Consider the following 20,145-nt stretch of genomic DNA (forward strand, 5'->3'; position numbering starts at 1 on the left):
TTACCCTCGACTTTGGTTAACACAGTCCTTCACAGGTTCATTGCGAAGGATCAGGCTTACTTCTGTGGCGACGCGCGCTTGATCATGAAAGCTTCAACGGCTTGCTGTGTCTCGGGACGAATGTTCTCAATCCCCTCATAAGGTATGCCGTAGGCAGGCGGAGTATCGGGGTACTTCTCTTTCCGCGCCTTGTGGCGGCCCAGAATACGTACGAATTCCTGCCCACCCCAAGATCCGACTTCGGTTGAGACCGAGTATTCTTCGCGGGTGTCGCGGTAAAGATCGAAGAATTTTGCTAAAATTGCACTCTCGCCCGGTCCTGGCAATTTGAGCTTGAGCTGATCCTTAACGATCGCCTCGGGTTTCGCGACCGAATAGATGATCACGTGATCGCGTCGCGCTTTCGATTCATCCGCAGACAGTAGCGCCGCTGACTGATCGACACCATCGACCAGACGATCCCTAGGAATGAACCCATCCGCCCCGGCAAATCGCGAGAGCGTGGTGTAGAGGTCTGAGACGTGAATGATGCTGTTTAGCAACCCGTCGGCTTCAATCATGCCCGGCCAGCGGATGAAGGCATCGACGCGTACTCCACCCTCGGTCGTGTCGCCTTTACCGCCCGCGTAAATCAGTGGGGTAAACCCGGATTGCGGCGCGTATTTAGTGAAATGCCCATTGTCGCCCATGACCACAACGATGGTGTTATCGCTGAGCCCTAGATCATCCATTCGCGTGAACAGATCGCCCAGCCACTGATCCAAAAGCTGCATCTTGTCGACATACAGACCACCATTCGCGCTTTCCGGCCCTTCACGGCCGGCGCGGGTATTGTCCAGCGGGATCATAGGCCAGTATTGTAAAAAGAATGGCGCGTCACTACCCGCAAGCCGCTCCAGCTCATTCAGCGTTTTGTCCTGAAAGGCCTGATTCATCTCATCGTATTTGGCAGCGTTCCAGCGCTCTCCGGATTCCATGCGGATTTCGCGGATCGGCCCACCGGTTTCACCCTCGATGACGGTCATCATCGCCGAGGCATCCGGTCGGAACCAGCCATCCAGCGTGTATTTGTCGTCATAATCACGAATCGCGACCGAGACCTGTTCCTTGATCGCATCATCGTTAAAAATGGTCAGCTGGCCCTGCTGATGAATGGCGTGCTGAGCGTAATCAAAACCCTGATTCATCGCCCAACTTTCGGAAATGTCGCCCATGTGCCACTTACCAACGTGGCTGGTTGCATATCCTGCCTGTTTCAAGACTTCGGCCAGTGTCACTTCACTACCCGGCAATCCAAAGCCAGCGATATCTACCGTCGTGTCACCCATTCCCATACGCACAGGCAAGCGGCCGGTCATTTGGGCCACACGCGTTGGTGTGCAGGACGGTTCGGTATACATCCGAACCATACGCAGCGCTTCGTCCGAAAAGTCATTGATGTTCGGAGTGTCGTACCCACGGACCGCGTTAAGCTCGGGTATGCCCATGTCGCCAAAGCCCATATCATCTATCAGCACGCTGACTATGTTTGGGGGCTGCCCATTGTTACCGTCACGAAAGGCGGCCAAAGCCTCATCAACAGCGGTATCATCCTGCGCCCATTGTTCTGCGCGTTGTGCTTGCAATATGTAATACTCTGCATCGTGTTGAATTGGGTCGTCTTGTGCCTGCAACGATGGTGCCACCAGGCTTGCACACAAAAACAAAAGCCATTGTAGTTTCATTCCTTCTCCCCCGAGGTTGAAGCTGAGCTTCGGTGCTTAAACTTTGATGTGTTGGCAACTTATAACACCATAACACCATAACATCATAACATCATAACAACCGAATGTTTGTTTTTTTGGCGGTGCTGTCAGACGAATTCGAACCAGTCTCAGTTTGCCGCGGAAACCACGAACCTATCCGGAACAAAGTTGACGCCAATCTGCGAGAGTGGCGGTGCGTGTCTGCTTGAAGGTGTCTCGAATGGCGAGCGAACCTTCGTGGTTGAAGTGGTTGTAGACGGAGGAACGGACGGTGGCGAATTTCTGTAGACTTCGCATGCGCCCGAAAAGCTGCATCGCGCGTTCGCGTCGATGCCTCGCTCATGCAACAGATCTTCGACATCCGATGCGACAGCGGGAAGCGGAGGTGCAACATCACCGCAAGGCGGATGATCTCGGGGCTGGTTTTGAAATACTTGAATGGCGATTGTTTGATCATACGCGAAGGCTACGAGAGCACCCTGCCCCGCTCAAGCAAAGTTCTGCTGACAAGACCCATCAGTAATTCAACCTGCCGTAACTTCGAGACAATGCCTTTGGGCTTCGGTCTCTTGTCTTTCATCCTGAGTCCTCCGTTTCCTGAACACAACGGAGGACTCGCTCAGTTGAGAAGGCTCATTGGTGTTGAAGACTGGCTTGAAACTTATATGTGAGACGGGCAGTTGTGAATTGAAGCAAACATGGTTTTGCGACAACGGAGCATGCGGTGACCAACAGAACGGACTTGCTGGAGGAAGGCCTGGCTGCATCTTCGATGAGCCTGCGTGATCAGGTCAAAACCTGGGAAAACTACACGGACGAAAAGGCCGATGTAGCCAAAAACATGATGCTTGGCGTGAAATCTATTTTGCGTGGAACGCCAGCGGATTATGGGTTTCAGTCGCTTTCAATTGGATCAAGCGAAGAACCGCAGCTAAAATTGCTGCACGCGTTATCTGATGGTGGTCTATGGCTTTACGACAAGGACCCAGCGGCATTGCGAGCGGTCAATTGCGTCGTGGAACGCCATATGCTCGAGGACATCCACCTTGAAGTAGGAGACTACCTGACCGACATTAGAACGGATGAGTCAGCACAAGAGACAGTGATTAAGAAGCTCGGTGGCCAGCGGTTCGATTTGATCACCCTCCACCATTCTTTGTACTACTCTGAGCCCGCGTACTGGCCAGAGTTGGTGAACAAGCTGGGAACCCATGTCCTGCGCGAGCCGGGGATGATGCACATGGTTCTGATGTCGTCGTCGACAGGGCGTCCGCACACGACAACTTGGCTGTACAACCATTTTGCAAACAAGTTTCTAGGGCATTCGAATTCTCAGAATCTTCTTGAGCTGCCCGCACAGATGCAATCAATGTCGCAGGTTTTGCGCTTCTCCGCACATACCAGCGCAACAAGATTTCGGCCCAACAGTTTTCGGGAAATGATGGCGGTTGTCTGGATGATCATGCTTTTTCCAGACGTGCACAATTTTGATTTGGACCAGCGAACCGAAATCACCGAGTTTGTACTAGACGAGTTTTGGCTGCCCCGTCGCGATATTATTCAAATTCAAGATTACCTTACTGCTGTCAAAACGGCTTGGGTCAAGAAGCGTTTGCTGTCTGTTAGCCTGCAAAGCAACCAATGTTACGAGCAAAATAAGACTTACTCGCCGCTTAGGTCGAACCCTATTGGATATTCCGTCCTCAGTGAAAAACTGAGAAGCAATCAGCGATCCCTGTGAGCAAGAAACAAGAGGTCAGATTTCGATTGCAGTGTCGTAAACCACTTAAAACATGTCCCTCTTGGTCGCGTTTCTGACTAAAGCTGGTGAGAACTTTAAGAAGCTATACCTAAGGCTCAGCATCTGACGACTCGAGGATTTTGCTTTTGTAAGCGCACGCGCTGGGAATTCGCGGGTAAGCCCACTTGGGCTTGTTACTGCCACTGCGATGATTGCCGCCGAAACTGTTCAGCGCCGGTAGTTGCATGGTTGGGCGTTCCGCTGGTAGCCTTTAGCTGGACCGGAGACGACCCAAAGACATTTGAAAGCTCCAAGGATGTCTTTCGCCACTTCTGCAAAGCGTGCGGATCGCCTATGGGTTTTGAGGCCGAGCATTATCCCGGTGGCATGCATCTTTATGCGCCATCGATGGAGTGCCCCGAGCAATTCAAGCCAACCTTTCATGTCAACTACCAGAGCAAGCTGCCCTGGCTGAAGTTACATGATGATCTTCCGAAATTCGACAGTACGTTGTTGCACACTCCCAACGATCCAGCTGGCTACAAACTTAGTTCGTGAGCTGTGTTTTGTAGTTGCCGCGTACCGAGGATCGCGGCGCTCAAAGTATGGAGAGACCTCCAAGGCAGACCTGGCAACAATTCCAATGTGTTCGATCAACTGAGCTGGCGTCTGTTGCTTCAATTTGAAAACCAGACACAAAAAAATGTGTCGAAATGCATGCCCTTGGTCTTCGGTATGAACAGCTGCATCGAGAGCATCTGCAAGCTGCTGATCGGTGACGAAAGACTGGCCTTGCTCGATCCGTTTGCGTCACCCAGTACAGTTTTCAGTTATGTGTCAGCAATGTCAAAACAAATACCAGTAATTGGAGATCGGATAATCAACGGGTTAAACCGTACGACCGTGGCTTTCGCATTGAGTAGGTTTTGCCTAAGCTCACCTTGATGACAGTGGAGAACCAATACATTGCAAGAATGACCCAGAAAAAACAGCCAGACTTAAAATCCACTGCCCCAAACCGAAGCTGAGCACACAGCGATGCATTTCGCCATCAAAACAAAGGGGAAATCAGATGCAAGAGTTACATCGCAGCGGATTGGTCGCAGCTGGGAACTTCATTGTTGATCACGTCAAGACCGTCGATGAATACCCGAACCAAGATCAACTGGCACTGGTACAATCGCAATCCCAGTTCAACGGAGGCGGTCCTTATAATTTACTCCGTGACCTTGTGGCTTTGGGCGCTGAATTCCCCCTGCATGCAGAGGGCCTGTTGGGAAATGACAGCGACGGAGACTGGATAATCGATGACTGCAAACGCCATGGCATAGACACAAGCGGGCTTAGAATTTCCGCCGATCTTGGCACGTCGTGGACGGATGTCATGTCGGTCCAATCCACAGGAAGGCGAACATTCTTTCACTACCCGGGCGCCAACAACGAATTCGACTTAAAAATTTCCGACGTTCTGGGGTTTGATTCCAAGATTTTCTACCTTGGCTATTTGACCATGCTTGAAGCTTTGGATGCATTTGACGCGGATGGGAGAACGCAGGCAAGTAGAATACTGGAATGCGCCAGCGATGCACGGATAACGACGGTGGCTGATCTGGTCAGTCGCAAGCACCCGCAGTTTGGTGAAATCATCGCCAGTTCAGCGCCGCACTTGGATTACCTGATCCTCAACGAGATCGAAGCCAGCTGGCTCACGGGACGCGGAGTTGATGAAACGTCGACAGGGCTTCCCGAAATGCAACGCGCCGCCCAAGAAATACTAAAGCTTGGGGTTCGCAGAGCCGTTGTGCTTCATTCAGAATTTGGGGCGGTCTGCGCAGGTCATGATGGGCTTAATTACTCACAAACTGCCGTTTGTTTACCTCATTCGATGATTCAATCGAAGCTGGGTGCAGGTGACGCGTTTGCTGCAGGGTTTCTTATGGGGTTGCATGGTGAGCATCACTTGCAGGAATCCCTAGAATATGCCGTTAGCGCTGCAGCTGCCTGCATTACTTCGCCTTCCGCTTCGGATGGTATTCGTCCATTACCTGAATGTCTGGATTTGGCAGCAAAGTATGGATTCTATGCGCCTTAGGGTTGGCGGATTGCAATGAGCCGGTGCTTGAGTGGCGCCAGAGATTGAAAGGTGCTCAAAGTAGACCACGTCTCGACAAAGACGATGATCTCAATGTTTTTCGTGATCAAGCTGTTCCAAGCTTGGTACTTGCGTATTTTTCAATTCAGCGGGCCCCAGGGAGGTTTTTCCTTTACAGATCAGGTCGCTGTACGTTCTCTTTAGAATGATGGTCCGAGAAGCTCGGCTGGGTATGTTTCTTCAGACACTGCCCTCTAAAAGACTTACTAAACCGACTTCGCAAGAAGAAAGAAGGGATAGCATTTATTGATTTCGATCTCATACATTCTGACACAATTCCTTGGTGCGATTGCTTTCGGGTTTCAAGTTTTTTCTGCCAGATCTTAAGAGCGAAACAAACTCACTCTATTTCTAGGGTTTTCAAATATTTTCTGGGTAGCGCACTACGTGGCACTGGGCGTACCTCTTGCTGCGATAATTGCCGCACTGATCGCCGTACAGCTGATTGTTTCGAGTGTTGTGAATCAGAAATATCGAAACCCAATTATCGTTTTCTTCATTCTACTCTATTGGATAGCTGCCTATGTCACCTTTGAGAACCCTCTTCATCTTCTACCTGCGGTTGGGGCGTCCGCAGTTTCGATTTCGTTTTTGCTGAGTCGATCTCTTACGCAATTGCTTCCTGCAGTTGGGACGTCAGTGCTTTCTTTAACTCTCTTAAGCCGTGACTCTGCGATGGCTGTAAGAATTGGAGCGATGTCATCTTTTTCCATGTGGATGATGCATGGCTTTGTGACCGGATCACTCGTCGAGATCGCTGCAAATGGAATCCCTCTTGCGACCGCGTTCTATGGTTTGCTTGCCTATGATATCGGCATGAAACCTCCGTCATGGATACGAATTACCCGAAGCGGTAAAACACTGCCGGATGAGGATAATTGATTTACCGTTTGCGCCAAACAAAAAGTCTTCTATGCCGATGAGTAACCGCTGCGAACTGTTAGCCACTCAAGCTAAACCTAAGACCCAATTCGCAGGGATCCGCAGTCGTGAACGCTCCCAACATCAATGAGCCAAACGCCGGCCGTGAGGCCGACCGGCACCGATGTTTGAGGTTCAATTATAACAGTCTCCTACCGTCACGAGCTTCGCAGGAACGTAAATCACCCATCGTTCCTGAAGCCCTGTCTTCGAATGGAATCCCAAACAAGATCGTCTTCGACAAAAGTGGTGTCAACGCTGCTGGCATTCGAGTGGTGAACAGGATACTGAGACGATTTGGCTGCCCAACCAAAATCCGAGCGGTCAAGTCCAAGTATTTCAATAACCTGATCGAGCAGGATCATCGGTTTATCTAGTATCGCGTGCGGCACATCTGCGGGTTCAAATTGTCCAGATCCGCTTCGACTACTCTGACCGGTGCTGAGCCAGAGAACATTATCCGTATGCAGCAATTCTCCAGCACTAGGGCTCTCGGCTTTCAGCTATTCGCCAAGATAGAAGGATAAGTGTATCCAGTAAGACGCTAAATCTCGCCGTCCGATAAGTTCGCGACGCATCGATAAATGGAACCATTCTAGTCACATTCGGCTTTCCATCATTCGCAAGAAAGCATTCGGCCCACAAGTCGACATCGATTCCGGGTTCTTCCTTTCGCATCAATCGATTCCATCGACCAGCTACCCTCTGCTTCCGAGATTAACATTAAGAAACCGAAATCGTTATTGCTGACCACCACACTTGCCAGGCTGCCAGCAACTTCAACATTGGTAGCAATATCGGTGGGCATAGGATCGAGCTGCGTTCCTCCGTTACCGCTTATCCCCTGCACTGGACCGTCCAGTAAATCGATCGCCTGAAACGCATGGATGTGGCCAGACAAAACAAGGTTGACCGTCTCAGGGACGACTTTGCCAAACGCTGCCCGCTGAGTGTCGTCACCATCAATTAGTTCCCCGAACGCATGCATGTTTACCCAAAGTGGTCTATGCGTGAGAAACCAAGCTTCGCTACGGATTTTTTCAAACAGGTCTTTGGCCATGAGTCGGTAGATGTCTAACAGGTCTGTGCTGCTTTGCGGTGCCGGGCCAGCCGAGGAGTCAAACGAAATTAGATCGAGACCATTCAAGGTTGCAATCCAAGGCAGGGTTACAGCGGGACAATCCGTAGGAACGGGCCCTACATCAAAATACCGAAACCACCCCTTGTCGCTGCGTCCACAGTTTTCGTGATTGCCCCTCAGGAGGACAAACGGGGCGCTCCTGAACAAAATGTCCGCCGGGTTCAGCCAATCTACGGACCAGGATTTGAAGGTATCACCAAATGGAGATCCGCCGCATTTTTCTGCGTCCGTACATTCCGATGCTCGATAGACGTAGTCACCGACATGGATAACCAGATCCGGCGATCTGGTTGCGATTTCTTCCAGTATGGATTTCAGAGGCCAAGCAGTTGGATCCTTGCAGTTTTGTACTCTGGTGCCGCGAATTCGGCACCCAGTATCCCCGATCACGGCAATTCGTCGTACGTTTGGCTTCAGCGTTGGCAGCAGGTTTCCTTCGAGCATTATTTTCTGAGCCAGTTTTGGCGCGTGGTATTCGCACACCAGATGAGGAAACTGGTCCTGTGGCATCGCGCGCTTCTTCATCGCAACAGCCACGCCATCGATCTGCAACAAAGGGCAGTTAGGCAAGGCAGAGATTGCTCTCACAATGATTTTTTCGTAAGGTCCGAGTTGGACCCATTGATGCAATACGTCGGCTCTAGAAGACGAAACGGTAAAACACAGCCATACCCATGCCACGAAAACGAATGAAGCGTTTCTGGTCAACATGCTGGCCCCTTTCCGGAAAATGAAACAAGCTTATTTGAGCGTAGAGGCGGCTCAGATTTCAATGAATATGTGCACTCACAAGAACGTTTTGCCGAGACACGAATTTTCCTGAGAGACCGTCTGGATCGAAGCGAATTCGATACGGAAAACTCAATCTACTATCTTAGTTGACTAATATCCGGGACGCAGGACTTTCGGTTTTCGGGTAACTCCGTAGCTCCATCCTTGCGTTGTTGGAATATGTTATTATGAAGCAACTTTATTTTGGGATGCGTCAGCGAACCCACGACTTCGAATGGCCAGGCACTCCGCGACAAGGGCTTGCCGAGCTTTCGGGCCTCGGCCTGAATTGAAATCGTGTTCTTTATCCAATCCAGATCGCCATGGGCGACAAGCTGTACCTTTTTGGTTTCCGCAACAAACGAACTGAAAGACACGTCGCCAGCAGTGATTTTGATAGGAGCGGCCAGGCATGTGATCTTGCTATAGCCTTTTCTGAGCTCTTCAGAAATCAGCCATGGAAAAATACCAAGCCCGGACAACTCGAGAAGGCTAGTTGATATTCCTCCATTGGACATCAGGATCAAAGCAGACCCTTTCATCGAGTTGACATAAGCCACGATCGAGCGCCTGTTCCCGGTGAACTCGAAACTTCCATGAAGGCGCCCTTCGGCAGAGTATTTAGTTTTAAGCTCGCTGAAGAGGGTTGCAAGATTCCAATCTTTTATTGTGCCTTGAAGCGAAAGCAACTGCGGGCTCTTCACCATATTCATTTTTGCTGTGGCGGAGAAATGGCCGCCATCATAGGCGACATCGACAGGGCCCAACTGGGCGAGGCCATTACTCGCGCTCAATTGGCTGGACAAACTTGTTATCATCTGTTCGCCCTCGATTTTCATGATCTCAACGGACACATCGACATCTTGATCAAGCAGAAAATCTTCTGCTTCGATCAGGTCCGTCACCTTCCCCGTCGGACCTTTGCGTTTTTGCCCCGTTGTTCCGGGCTGACGAAAGCTCGTTTCAATCCGTGAAGCAAAGACAACCGCGTCTTTAATATCCTGAAGTGCAATACTTTGACTGGAAACCTTTCCTTTCGTCACCGGACGCGCACCAGCGGTGGATGTTTCCAAGTTGGCGCTCAGCGTCGAATTGCCGGATGTCAACGCGATCATACTTGAAAAGTCCTCTTGCTTACCTTGCGCGGACAGGCTGAGCTTAAACGGTCCGGCTTTGACTGTTTTCCGGCCGATAGCGGCAAGAAACTGGGCGCTGTTTTTGACCTCTAGGTCGAGATCAAACGACAGGTCTTCAAAGTCGTTTACGTTCCCAAGCTTGGCCTGGGTTTTCAGCTGCCATATTTCGGTATCAACCGTGTGTGCATCGAATTTGTTGAGACTGAGAAACCCATGCAAGTCATCCGCAGAAAAACTGCCTTCGACGCTACCAAGCGATTTTATGTCTATCGTGCTCTGCTCTTGAAAGAACAGTGATGCCGGTATCGACATCGTCCCGCTGAAGTCGATCTCTCTCAGGCGCAACAGGTCTTTGATATTGCCTTTCGCAGTCAGGTATGGTCGATCCTGCGGCCCTGCCTGCAATGTGATATCTTCCAGCATCAGGTTACCATTGTCAGCGCGAAACACGCGGCCAAAGCGAACCGGTCCGATCTGTTTTAGTTCGTTGTCAAACGCATTTGTCGTAAGTGTCAGATCCTGAAACTCCAGCGCGTTTTCGGCACCGATGATCTGAGTTGAGAGGTTTGTGAGCCTTAGATCCTTTAGATCTGTGGCCGTTTCAGGTGAATTGCCCTGCGGATAGAAGCGTCCGTCAATTGCAAGATCGACACCCTCAAAATCGATCAGATCTTCGACCGAGCCTTTCGCTGTTAACAATTCACCACCCGCAAGGTTCAAAGCAGAGCTGATATCCGAGATTTTCAGCTTCGGGTGCTGGCTTTTAATGTCGGCCGTCAGACTTGCCTGACCTTCCAAATCACGGTCGAGACGAAGAAGTTCGAGTAGATCGCCAATTTCGCCAGTGTCCAAAGTCAGCTTGCCTTCGAAGCCGCCACCGTTCTGTGTGGTGATGGGAGTTCCATTGAAATCAAGGGTCATCTCACCAAAATTCGCATGTGTGGTGAATGCTTGGCCGCGAGGATAGTCACCTTCGATCTGAAAGCTCTGCCCGTTCACAGTGCCCTGGCTTGTGACTGTAGCACCCGCATCATCGCCCAGTTGATCCAAGTACAGATTTGCCAATTCGAAATCGAATTCGAAACCAGTTGTCTCGTTGTTCACCTTCAGAGCAACGGATGTGAACGTCACGGTTTTGTCGCTCAGAAAATCCAGGATGCCATCCGTGTTGTCTTTAATATCTAACGCTGTGGCACTGACCTCAGGCCGATTGTCCGCAACCCAACTTTGCTTCCCATCTGTATCGGTTAGCAATCGAACATTGAGGCCATCGATGATCAGGTTGTCGATATCGATTTGGCCTGAAATCAGCGCAGGCAGGTTCAATTCCAGCTCCAGAACGTTTAGGGCGGCCAGGTTCACATTTTCTATGGTCTCGCTGGGCACCTCCACTTTGGTTGCATGGATGTGGCTGGTTGCCCCAAGTATGATGCTGACTTCACCTTCAATCAAAACCGTCTGTCCGATCTGTTCCGAGAGCATCCTCTCCAAAATCGGAGTTCGAAGCCCGGAGAAAACGGGCAGAGCTAAAGCTGACCAGAGAAGCAAGAGAATGAGAACGAGGAACAAAGCGGCTCGCACTGTTACCCGCAAAATGCCCGTCATATGATCTCACCACGTTTACCGTACATCGCCAACGTTCTCGAAAACTTCTGTAATAGAGAGGGTACCCAACAGCTTTGCGTGAAGAAACTAAATTGAGCCGCGTTTGATATCGATCTATCGCAAGCTAGCTCGCCGCCAAAACAATACGAAGTACAGCAATAACCGAAAAGCAATCATCCTGGGGAACAGGTTTAACGTCCGCTTCGAGCCCAAATCTTCCATATGTTCCGCGATGAATAGGTCGAAGCGATGTGCCTAAAACCAAAATTTGGCACTGAAAAGACCAGCACATAGGAGACATTTACAACTCAACTCTAACGCCGCTGGCATAGGCCGTATTGCTGACAGTCGCTGCGATTACACGATGAACGTGTCGTCAGCAGCCGAAAAAGCTCTGCCCATGAAATGATCGCTAGGGGCTTGATTAATAAACCTGAACCGGTTCAGCTTGGGAGATTGGTCACCACGGATATATTCGATCCGTAAGGAGCATCCCATGATTGCATTGCTATTTGCACTTTTTGCCAGCTCAATGACGCTTGCGTATTTAAAACTCGTAAGGTTCTCATACGCCGTTTTTGTACTGACATTATTGATGAGCGCATATTGGCTGAAATTTCATGCCACGACCGCCCTTTCCATCCAGCTGTGAGAGTTGCCGATGTCACCTGAATTCGCTCGAAATCTGAACGCGCTTGGTGTCCTCGCGGTTTGCCTTGTGTTGATTCTGGCCTTTTATTTTCAACTCGTATTGTACGAACTGCCCTGCCCGCTGTGTCTGCTTCAACGCGTAGGCTTTGTGGCGGTCGGATTTGGTCTGGGTTTGAATCTGTTATGGGGGACCCGGGCAAGAAACTATGGAATAGTCCTGGTGGCTGCGATCTTTGGCATCAGCGTTTCAATACGGCAGATTCTGTTGCACATCGTTCCTGGGACGGGTCACTACGGCTCGCCCGTGTTCGGCCTGCATTTTTATACTTGGGCCGGGATCGCCTTTGGTTTGGTGATCCTTGGGACCGCAATAATGCTCGTCTTTGAGAAGCAGTACGATCTTGCATCCGACGTCAGAGCGACGGAGAGATTTGGCGGGAGCCCGTTGGCCAAGACCGCGTTTTTTCTGATCTTAGGCTTGGCGATCGTCAACGCCGGTTCAGCGCTGTTAGAATGTGGGCCGGGAATTTGCGACGATCCGCCGACAGATTACAAGCTGTTGGATGACCTTGAAAACACGACCGATTCATAAGCGAGCGAAAAGCGCCTGGACCAAAAAGCATTTGCCATTGGGCTGCATAGAATATCATCAATGATCTGAGAAACCCATGTCCGCCTCCACCAGCAATCAGCTTGACAATGCCCTGGATGCCCTAGCGCGCAGTGAGGACAAAGTACACGCGTTCAGACATCTGATGGTTTCTGGCGCTCAGGCCGGCGAGGCAGGTGCCCATGTAAACACGCAAAAGCACCAGATCGAGGGATGGCCCTTTGCTGTCAAAGAGGTTTTTGATGTGGCGGGTGTTGTGACATCTGGGGGCTCGAAAGCGTACAAAGATCGTGTGCCTTCAAAAGACGCAACAGCCATCGAACGGCTTCGCGCAGCGGGCGGGATATTGGTCGGAACGCAAATCGCGCATGAATTGACCTGCGGACTGGATCAGCCACCAACACGCAATCCATGGAATGTTTCCTGCTACCCAGGTGGATCGAGCGCAGGCGCCGGTGTTTCGGTTGCTGTCGGATCCGCCCGCTTTGCACTCGGGACCGATGCTGCAGGATCCGTTCGCATTCCGGCGGCCATGACGGGAACAACGGGGTTGAAGCCAACTTGGGGCCTGATCAGCTCGCATGGGGTGATGCGTCAGGCATCTGCGCCGTCGATCGATCATGTTGGTATCATCGCCAGATCCGCTGCAGATCTACGCCAGATTCTGCCAATTCTTGCAGGTCCAGATCCTTGGGACAAAGCAACTTTGCAGAACCAACCGGCGCATCGCGATAGGTACCCTACCACATCCAAGATCGCCGTTCTGGGAGAGGCTACATTTGAGGCGGTTGCCCAAATTTGCGACCTCGACCCAGAAGTCAAAGCCGCATTTTCTGACGCCGTTGCTGTTTTCAACCAAATTGGCATCGAGCTGATCGAAATTGACATTCCCACACTTCGATTGGCTGTCGACGCAACCGTCACGTTCTTTTCCGCAGAGTTGGCCTGCGCCAATGCTCGCACCTTAAACGAACGACGAGACGACTTTGCGCCAGCCGTCGCGGAGATGATCGATAACGGGATTGGAATTCCTAAAGACCAATTGCGAAACGCGGTAAAAATTCGGTCTCAATTGCGACAGGAACTAGCCATCACACTCCAGAAAGCAAATGTGCAAGCCTTGCTGACACCAACGACACCGCGCCCCGCAATGCCTCTGGCGGATTTTGACCCAACGCAAGAACTTGCGAGTCTGGTACCCTTCACATGCGGATTTAATCTCACCGGCAACCCTGCGTTAAGCCTGCCTTGCGGCCAGACCCAAAATGGCTTGCCGATTGGGCTGCAGATGGTGGGTCACCATTACGAGGAGACGTCTCTACTGGAGCTTGCTCAAAAGTTTCAAGAGCTTACCCATTGGCACAAGTTGCGTCCGCCTGTCTGACACCAGGGTGTATTGTGTTCACTGTCCATTCGCGCCACTTGGGATCGGTCGCAGCAATACAGCTGTCCACGTTATCAAAATGTTCGTCTCAAGCTGATTGAAATCGACGTTTTCCAAGTGCAGCGTTACCAGATGTTCAAGATTTGTAAGTCCAAGGTTCTGCTTTTCGCCGTTGTTAGTACAATTCTACCCGCGGGAGTAAGCGCTCAGAAACGCGATCCAAGCGAACTATTCGAAAATGCGGCTCAGGCAAATCCGCAGTTCGCGCTCGGGGTTGCATATGTCGTCGGGCAAAATGAGCCAAAGGTTAAGACCTCGGGACCCACCACCTTTCGCGGGTCAACGGCTGTCGCTGATGACGCCCCCTGGCATATTGGGTCCATTGGCAAATCCTTTACATCCACGTTGGTGATGCGATTGGTTGACAAGGGTATGGTGGACCTCGATACCCCGATCGACCAATACCTTCCGTCCCACAAAGATAGCATGCACCCAGATTGGAGGTCGTTGAATCTTCGGCAGCTTCTCAGTCACACTGCAGGTCTGCCCGCAAACCCACCAAACAAGGTTATGCGAAAGACATTCAACAACAAACCTTCCGCTGGTCGATACGCGGCCCTATCGGCTATGTGGAGTGAACCACTGAAGCGGAGCGGCGAGTTTTACTACTCAAACGTCGGGTATGTTCTTACGGGTTTTGTGGTCGAAGAGGTTACCAAAAGCACTTGGGAGGAGCTCATTCAGACCGAAATTGGTATGCCTTTCGGCCTAAGATCATTGGGTTTTGGTGCGCCAGTACCGCAAGACGCCGCGACAGGGCACAAATCAATTTTGGGGATTCCAATGCCTGTCCCACCTCAAAATCCGTTGTCAGACAATCCACGTTGGATGGGGCCGGCGGGAACACTGCATTTGAACTTGAGGGACCTTATGAAGTGGGGACAGTTGCACCTTCAAGCATGCGCCGGTCATCGGAACGACTTTTTAGAGCTTACAAGTTGTCAGACCATGCGAACGCCGGTATCGTCAGGCTACGGCCTCGGATGGGTTATCCAAACGACCAAATCTAAGCCCAAAGCTGTTTGGCACAATGGATCAAACACAATGTGGTATGCAGTTCTATACATGGTGCCAGAAGACGAATTAGTGATTGCTGCGGCGACCAACACTTATTCTCCCGAGCGAGTGGATGAGTTAGTAAAAAAGCTTGTGTCAGCTCTCACCCCAATCCCCGAATAGTTTTGCGGATTCGATAGATGTCGCGGATGTTTGCAGACCCTCGTAAATGGTCAAATCTGCCGATAACTGATTAGTCAAAATGTGGCGCTTACAGCCCACTTTTTGGGTCATTCTCGGAGCTTGGGAAAGCAGCCCTGTGCAAACTTGCGACATGTGGACAAAGCAGCGTTTGCGTATTGACCGTATACATGTAAGTTCGCGGGCAATGGAGCCATCTTTGATCCACATTTCGAAAGCAATCTGCACATCGACAAAAAGTCGCGGAACAATCTGATCAAGAGTGATCATGCAACTATGAAGCGGCTGCTTGGGTATTGTGAGTGCATTCAAAGCATTTTTATCACCCAAAGCGGCACTGAGCTGGATCGAGACGGCAAAGACAATCAAACGCGGTCACTCCTAAGACAGAAATCCTGGCATCCGCGGCAAGATCCAGCTCATCGACCAGCTTTTCGAAATAGCATGATCCAATGCATCGCATCGACAATCGCGCACCCTAAAACGCTGACCCATTAGACCCGGAGGACAACATGACAAAGATGACCAAACTGGCCCTAGCTACCTTACCCTTTGTGGCCATGAGCGGGCCAAGCCTGGCTCAGGATGTCACGATCACCCTGCAATCGGCTTTTCCGACCAGCCTTCCGGTCGTCAACACGATCCGGCAGTTCGAAGCAGATGTCGAGGCAGCCTCCGGCGGGACGATCCAGATCGAGCTGGCGGAACCTGGCGCGATTGTCCCACCCCTCGACATTCAACAGGCGGTTTCTGACGGCAAGATCGAAGCGGGCTATACCGCTGCGGCCTACCTTCATGGGTCCTTGCCCGTTGCGTCGTTTTTCACGTCGATGCCGTTCGGGCCGCCAGCGCTCGATTATATGGCCTGGTTCTACGAAGGCGGCGGGCTCGAACTCAATCAGCGCATGTATGACGATGCAGGCTTTGACCTCGTGACAATGCCAGTAACCTTCACCGGCATGGAATCGGGCGGCTGGTTCAATACAGCGATCGAAGGGACTGACGATTTTGCCGGGCTCAAGCTGCGCTGGACGGGTTTGGCCGCGGAAGTGCTGGCAAGCTTGGGTGCGGATACCGTGCTGATCGCAGGCGGAGAGATCTTTCCATCGCTTGAAAGTGGTGCCATCGATGGGACCGAGTTCAGCTTTCCCCAGGTGGATCTTGCGCTGAATTTCCCGGATGTGGCTTCTTTCTACTATTTCCCCGGCTGGCACCAACCCTCGACGATGATTGAGTTGGTCATCAACCGCGATGTTTGGGACGGACTGACAGACAGCCAACGCAAGATCATCGACATGGCGGCCAGATCCAACGCGATGCGTTCAGTCCTGCAGATGGAATACTCACAAGCCGCCGCCGTCGCGCAAATGGAACAACAGGGCGTGGAAGTCCGCCTTTACAACGCCGAGACCCTAGACAGCCTCCGGGAAGCCTGGGACGCGCTTGTCTCCGAGATGGCCGCGGCTGACCCCTTTGTGGCAGAGGTCTGGGACAGTTTGCAGGCCGCGCAAACGCAAGAAGACGCCTGGGACGCGTTAACCGAAATACCTATGCAACGCCCATGATCGGCCGTCTCAGCGCGGCCCTTGGGCCGTTGCACCCCAGGGGCTGAGATGAGCCTCTTGCACAGCATGAGCCGTGCTCGCAAAGGCTCGAAGCCGACTTGCGATCATGCGGCGCGATGCTCGGTTTCGAGCAATTCCGAACGTCCGATATTGCTGTCTCGGCACCATGACCTTGCGTTGGAAGCTGTTGGACGGAAAACGCCCGGACTTGTCGTCGACAGCGGTTGTATAGCACACGAAACGGTCACGCGAACAGAAGATGTCAACGGCTGGTTTTCACGACAAATTAACTGAGACTGCGCGATGCCCCAATGACCGTAAAGCTTCGACGAAACACCGATACCGGACCCTAAAACAACCTAATTAAGCTCTGCGGTCACAGCCCGCTTTCAAGGCTTACCCGCCAAGCCACATAGCCGCCTCGCGCGAATCTCCGCAGACCTCCTACCAAAACCATCGTAGGCGTTCGGTTAACGTCCGTTTCAGCCAGAATCCGCGCATTTTGGAGGCGCTTTCAGCTCCAACTGCTTTGCAACCTCACCAAGCCGTTGAACAAATTGAGTATCTGCGTGAACGTTGTTAAAACTCGGAACCGCAGGGCAGTGTGTGAATATCAATGAGCAAATCGAATTTACCACCCCAACCCAAATCGGTTGACGGTCGCAATTATCAGTTGATTTTCTGGTCCGGAGCGCTGTCGACCATTGGCAACCAGTTGGTCAACCCGCGGCTGGTTTTGCCGTTCTTGTATCTCGCGCTTGGGGCTCCCACTTTCATAGCAGGTCTCTTGCTGCCTTTCGTCACCGGTGCGCGCCTGATCGCTGAAATCTTCGTCTCACCCTTCATAAACCGTGTGACCCGCGCAAAACTGGCAGTCTATATACCGAACATCCTAACAGGAACGGTTCTGGCGATACTTGCGTTGTTTGCGACGACGCTGCCGCAACTCATGGTGATCTTGCTGTTCCTAGTAACTGCCATCGTCATGGGGCTATGTCAGGGTATCACCAGCCTTGGCACCAGTCAGATCTACGGCGTTTCCGTCCCAGATGCCAAGCGCAACCGGATGGTTTTTGCCCAGGCTACCATTTCCGGGATTCTCGCGATCATAGTTGTCTGGGTCACCAAGGACCTTTTGGTCTCGGACCAGCCGATGCAGCGCCATATCGTGGTAATGTGGTGCGGTGTGATTGCCATGTTTGCTGCAGGGATCAGCTTCGCCGGTGTCAAGATTTTCGAAGAACAAACCGTAGCACCACAGCCCGCCAAGAAGCCAAAACCGATGGCCGAGTTGAAAACCGGGTTTAAGACTGGCATGGCTTACCCCTGGTACAGGAGATTCCTAACCGCGCGGCTTATCTTTGTATCAGTCGAGCTGGCCATGCCTTTCTACACGATCCATGCCGCTACTTACCACGTCGGTACAAAACACTCGCTCAGCTACTTTGTTATTGCGGCAAGCGCTGGTGTGGTGATTGGGTCCATTGCGTGGGGTTGGCTCAGCGGTCGGGTCACAGTTAAACCGGTGATGTGGCTTGGATGCTTAATCTCGACCCTGTCGGCATTGTTGGCACTTGGGTTTACAATGATCGGCTATGCACAGAATGTTTGGCTGTACGCATTGGTCATCCTACTGCTTTCTCTGGGCGGCAACGGCGTGATCTACGGCCGATACTTGTATGTAATCGAAATGACAAACGAGAAAGAGCGCCCTTATCTCGTGGCTCTCGGTGACGTCATCGCCGGTCTTGTGGGTATTGCATTTGCCGCAATCCTGGGCGCGGTGGCGCATCTTCAGGATCCAATCACACCAATTTTCGTGCTGGCGGCGCTCAATCTGATCGCGATGTTTTATGCGTTCCGTCTACCCCCAACCAAGCAAGCGACGAGCAGCGGCGGTCAAAGCTGACTCGTATGAAAATGGTTCCTCAATCCTCTGCGAATGGGAAAGTCTCCCGCAGGTTTCGACCTACGATCTATTGCTGAATAGTCTGCGACGAAACTAAGCTTACCTCTAATCGCATACACTCTATCACGACGCACAAACACTGAGAAAACAGCACCGTTATCGATTGGTCAGTCATAGTTTGACATTGGCGAAACGCACTGGGAAAAACTCAGCATGATGAGGTAGTTGGAGTAATCGTAGTCCTAGTGATTTCCCCATTTCGAAGTCTAACGCGCTCTTACTTAAAGCAGCCAAAAATTTGCAGGCTGCGATGCGTAAGATCAGGCGCACTCAGCCGTCATTCCCGGCCTTACGCGCCGCAGTTTTTATCATTCGAAGGTAACTCGAGACGCTGGAATGTGCGGATGCGACTGCCTCGTATTCCTTAGCCTCAAGGGCCGTTGCAATTGCGGTTAGTGAAGCTCGGACGGCTTCGATCCCGTATGAAACAGACCCCTGTGAGCCCGTAATCACGACGACGTCACCCACAGCGGTATAACCTTTACCCGTCAGATCATGCGCAAGCCGCGCAAGAACGTCCCAACCAACGCGTTCCAAAACCCCAGATGGTTTGAGCGCTGCCCAAATGTCTGCGCGATCCCACCGGGGCAGATACGGAACGGCATCGCGGATAACTTGGATTCTGTGCGTTACATCAGTTAATTCGCTAGCCGCGTAGGCACGCGCAAACGCACTGTTGCAAGCCACAGGCGGCGCGAAGGCGTAGACCACAATTGGAAGGTCGGGCCATTTTTCCCTGACGAGCGACGCGACAAGAAAGGTCATTGCACCTCCTTTGCTATGTCCAGTAATCACCAACCCACCCGAGAGTGAAGCGACACGCGGTGCGAGCTTACGTTCGATCCAAGGCCAGAGACGCATAACGGCGGTCGCAAATCCGGTTTCGGCTTCATCAGTCCCTTGATCGCCGACAGACCAAGGTTCAGGTTTGGCTTCGGCATCCTGTAGCCAATCTCTGATCCACCCGGCACAATCGTTTCGAACCAAATTGGGTGATAGTGTTCCACGCAATGCAAGGACGGCGCGATCTCGTGATAGTGCTCCGACGAGTGCGGCGCCTATGTCATCGGTACCACAGGCTTCAAAATCAGGCGTATAAGTTTCGCTTAGCGCCCGGAAACCAACGGCATCCTGAAAAACGGGCATCACATCATAAACGAAGGCTTCATCACCATTGCCGCGCGTTTCGCTGCGCAAGATTGGTGCTTGTTCGCTGTGCACAGTGGTCACACGGCGGATTTGGTATGCACAGATACAAGCGTTCATCGCGGCCAACGCTTCGGGCCAGGAAAGTGAGGTGCTAGTCATGAAAACATCAAAACTGCGTTGCAACGCCCATACAACAGTTTTTGAGCGCTTAAGTTGGACAGGCAAAATTCTACCTAAGCAACAAAGATGTTGAATTCTTTGGTCCGCCAGAACCTGGTTCGCAGGCGGCGGTTCTCACGCAAAATGGCGTTGTTCGGGCAACAGCGTCGGGTCATGTCCCGAACAAAT

Annotated in this window: 15 protein-coding genes and 2 pseudogenes; 10 read left to right on the forward strand and 7 right to left on the reverse strand. The window is 51.8% G+C overall.

Annotation, left to right across the window (positions count from 1 at the left end; all coding sequences use genetic code 11):
• Positions 1-56: 56 nt before the first annotated feature.
• Both GOW40_RS04180 and GOW40_RS22425 read right to left on the reverse strand, forming a co-directional pair.
• On the reverse strand, positions 57-1,724 hold the full coding sequence (locus GOW40_RS04180) for a sulfatase-like hydrolase/transferase (protein ID WP_171128318.1): 1,668 nt from the start codon (positions 1,722-1,724) through the stop codon (positions 57-59).
• A 347-nt stretch (positions 1,725-2,071) separates the two neighbouring features.
• Positions 2,072-2,202, reverse strand: a pseudogene (locus tag GOW40_RS22425) (IS6 family transposase); the annotation flags it as partial.
• Positions 2,203-2,469: 267 nt separating this feature from the next.
• On the opposite strand from GOW40_RS22425, the gene GOW40_RS04190 reads away from it, so the two are divergent.
• The 4 genes and pseudogenes from GOW40_RS04190 to GOW40_RS04205 form a co-directional block, all read left to right on the forward strand.
• Positions 2,470-3,486 (forward strand): hypothetical protein, encoded by a 1,017-nt coding sequence (locus GOW40_RS04190; protein ID WP_171128316.1) that lies wholly within the window; start codon positions 2,470-2,472, stop codon positions 3,484-3,486.
• Between the two features lie 123 nt (positions 3,487-3,609).
• Positions 3,610-4,044 carry a GFA family protein gene (locus GOW40_RS04195; RefSeq protein ID WP_174840328.1) on the forward strand — a complete coding sequence of 145 codons (435 nt, stop codon included), beginning with the start codon at positions 3,610-3,612 and terminating at the stop codon, positions 4,042-4,044.
• A gap of 514 nt (positions 4,045-4,558) precedes the next feature.
• Positions 4,559-5,578, forward strand: coding sequence for a carbohydrate kinase family protein (locus tag GOW40_RS04200; RefSeq protein ID WP_171230876.1), 1,020 nt, complete (start codon positions 4,559-4,561; stop codon positions 5,576-5,578).
• A 402-nt stretch (positions 5,579-5,980) separates the two neighbouring features.
• Positions 5,981-6,520 (forward strand): annotated as a pseudogene (locus tag GOW40_RS04205) (YgjV family protein); the annotation flags it as partial.
• A 221-nt stretch (positions 6,521-6,741) separates the two neighbouring features.
• Here the strand turns inward: GOW40_RS04205 and GOW40_RS04210 are convergent.
• The 3 genes from GOW40_RS04210 to GOW40_RS04220 form a co-directional block, all read right to left on the reverse strand.
• Positions 6,742-6,924, reverse strand: coding sequence for a hypothetical protein (locus GOW40_RS04210; RefSeq protein WP_171128313.1), 183 nt, complete (start codon positions 6,922-6,924; stop codon positions 6,742-6,744).
• 251 nt (positions 6,925-7,175) lie between these two features.
• Entirely contained in the window at positions 7,176-8,411 is a 1,236-nt protein-coding gene (locus tag GOW40_RS04215; protein ID WP_171136543.1) for a metallophosphoesterase, read from the reverse strand.
• 158 nt (positions 8,412-8,569) lie between these two features.
• Positions 8,570-11,212: an AsmA family protein gene (locus GOW40_RS04220; protein ID WP_171128309.1), complete on the reverse strand. Its 2,643-nt coding sequence runs from the start codon at positions 11,210-11,212 to the stop codon at positions 8,570-8,572.
• Positions 11,213-11,708: 496 nt separating this feature from the next.
• Between GOW40_RS04220 and GOW40_RS22135 the strand changes: the two genes are divergently transcribed.
• The 4 genes from GOW40_RS22135 to GOW40_RS04235 all read left to right on the forward strand — a co-directional run bounded on the left by GOW40_RS22135 (position 11,709) and on the right by GOW40_RS04235 (position 15,096).
• The gene (locus tag GOW40_RS22135) at positions 11,709-11,864 is read left to right on the forward strand and encodes a DUF5993 family protein (RefSeq protein WP_254445635.1); all 156 of its coding nucleotides are present in this window, start codon (positions 11,709-11,711) and stop codon (positions 11,862-11,864) included.
• Positions 11,865-11,873: 9 nt separating this feature from the next.
• Entirely contained in the window at positions 11,874-12,455 is a 582-nt protein-coding gene (locus GOW40_RS04225; RefSeq protein ID WP_171128307.1) for a disulfide bond formation protein B, read from the forward strand.
• Between the two features lie 76 nt (positions 12,456-12,531).
• Positions 12,532-13,857, forward strand: coding sequence for an amidase (locus GOW40_RS04230; RefSeq protein ID WP_171128305.1), 1,326 nt, complete (start codon positions 12,532-12,534; stop codon positions 13,855-13,857).
• Between the two features lie 132 nt (positions 13,858-13,989).
• Complete coding sequence (locus GOW40_RS04235; protein WP_171230877.1) at positions 13,990-15,096, forward strand: serine hydrolase; 1,107 nt, start codon at positions 13,990-13,992, stop codon at positions 15,094-15,096.
• Here the strand turns inward: GOW40_RS04235 and GOW40_RS04240 are convergent.
• Positions 15,070-15,483 (reverse strand): hypothetical protein, encoded by a 414-nt coding sequence (locus GOW40_RS04240; RefSeq protein WP_171128301.1) that lies wholly within the window; start codon positions 15,481-15,483, stop codon positions 15,070-15,072. The genes GOW40_RS04235 and GOW40_RS04240 overlap by 27 nt on opposite strands.
• Before the next feature lie 143 nt (positions 15,484-15,626).
• Here GOW40_RS04240 and GOW40_RS04245 point away from each other — a divergent pair, with 143 nt between their 5' ends.
• Positions 15,627-16,679, forward strand: coding sequence for a TRAP transporter substrate-binding protein (locus GOW40_RS04245; RefSeq protein ID WP_171128299.1), 1,053 nt, complete (start codon positions 15,627-15,629; stop codon positions 16,677-16,679).
• Between the two features lie 616 nt (positions 16,680-17,295).
• The gene (locus tag GOW40_RS04250) at positions 17,296-18,588 is read left to right on the forward strand and encodes an MFS transporter (protein WP_171128297.1); all 1,293 of its coding nucleotides are present in this window, start codon (positions 17,296-17,298) and stop codon (positions 18,586-18,588) included.
• A 330-nt stretch (positions 18,589-18,918) separates the two neighbouring features.
• On the opposite strand, the gene GOW40_RS04255 is transcribed toward GOW40_RS04250, so the two are convergent.
• Entirely contained in the window at positions 18,919-19,956 is a 1,038-nt protein-coding gene (locus GOW40_RS04255) for a lipase family protein (RefSeq protein WP_171230878.1), read from the reverse strand.
• Between the last annotated feature and the right edge of the window lie 189 nt (positions 19,957-20,145).

The sequence above is a fragment of the Ruegeria sp. HKCCA6707 genome, assembly GCF_013033515.1.
Taxonomy (GTDB): domain Bacteria; phylum Pseudomonadota; class Alphaproteobacteria; order Rhodobacterales; family Rhodobacteraceae; genus Ruegeria.

Coding starts and splice junctions, on each gene's coding strand:
- GOW40_RS04235 (WP_171230877.1), top strand. CDS start 13,990: ATGTTCAAGATTTGTAAGTCCAAGGTTCTGCTTTTCGCCGTTGTTAGT.
- GOW40_RS04215 (WP_171136543.1), bottom strand. CDS start 8,411: ATGTTGACCAGAAACGCTTCATTCGTTTTCGTGGCATGGGTATGGCTG.
- GOW40_RS04225 (WP_171128307.1), top strand. CDS start 11,874: ATGTCACCTGAATTCGCTCGAAATCTGAACGCGCTTGGTGTCCTCGCG.
- GOW40_RS04200 (WP_171230876.1), top strand. CDS start 4,559: ATGCAAGAGTTACATCGCAGCGGATTGGTCGCAGCTGGGAACTTCATT.
- GOW40_RS04180 (WP_171128318.1), bottom strand. CDS start 1,724: ATGAAACTACAATGGCTTTTGTTTTTGTGTGCAAGCCTGGTGGCACCA.
- GOW40_RS04220 (WP_171128309.1), bottom strand. CDS start 11,212: ATGACGGGCATTTTGCGGGTAACAGTGCGAGCCGCTTTGTTCCTCGTT.
- GOW40_RS04255 (WP_171230878.1), bottom strand. CDS start 19,956: ATGACTAGCACCTCACTTTCCTGGCCCGAAGCGTTGGCCGCGATGAAC.
- GOW40_RS22135 (WP_254445635.1), top strand. CDS start 11,709: ATGATTGCATTGCTATTTGCACTTTTTGCCAGCTCAATGACGCTTGCG.
- GOW40_RS04250 (WP_171128297.1), top strand. CDS start 17,296: ATGAGCAAATCGAATTTACCACCCCAACCCAAATCGGTTGACGGTCGC.
- GOW40_RS04230 (WP_171128305.1), top strand. CDS start 12,532: ATGTCCGCCTCCACCAGCAATCAGCTTGACAATGCCCTGGATGCCCTA.
- GOW40_RS04210 (WP_171128313.1), bottom strand. CDS start 6,924: ATGATCCTGCTCGATCAGGTTATTGAAATACTTGGACTTGACCGCTCG.
- GOW40_RS04245 (WP_171128299.1), top strand. CDS start 15,627: ATGACAAAGATGACCAAACTGGCCCTAGCTACCTTACCCTTTGTGGCC.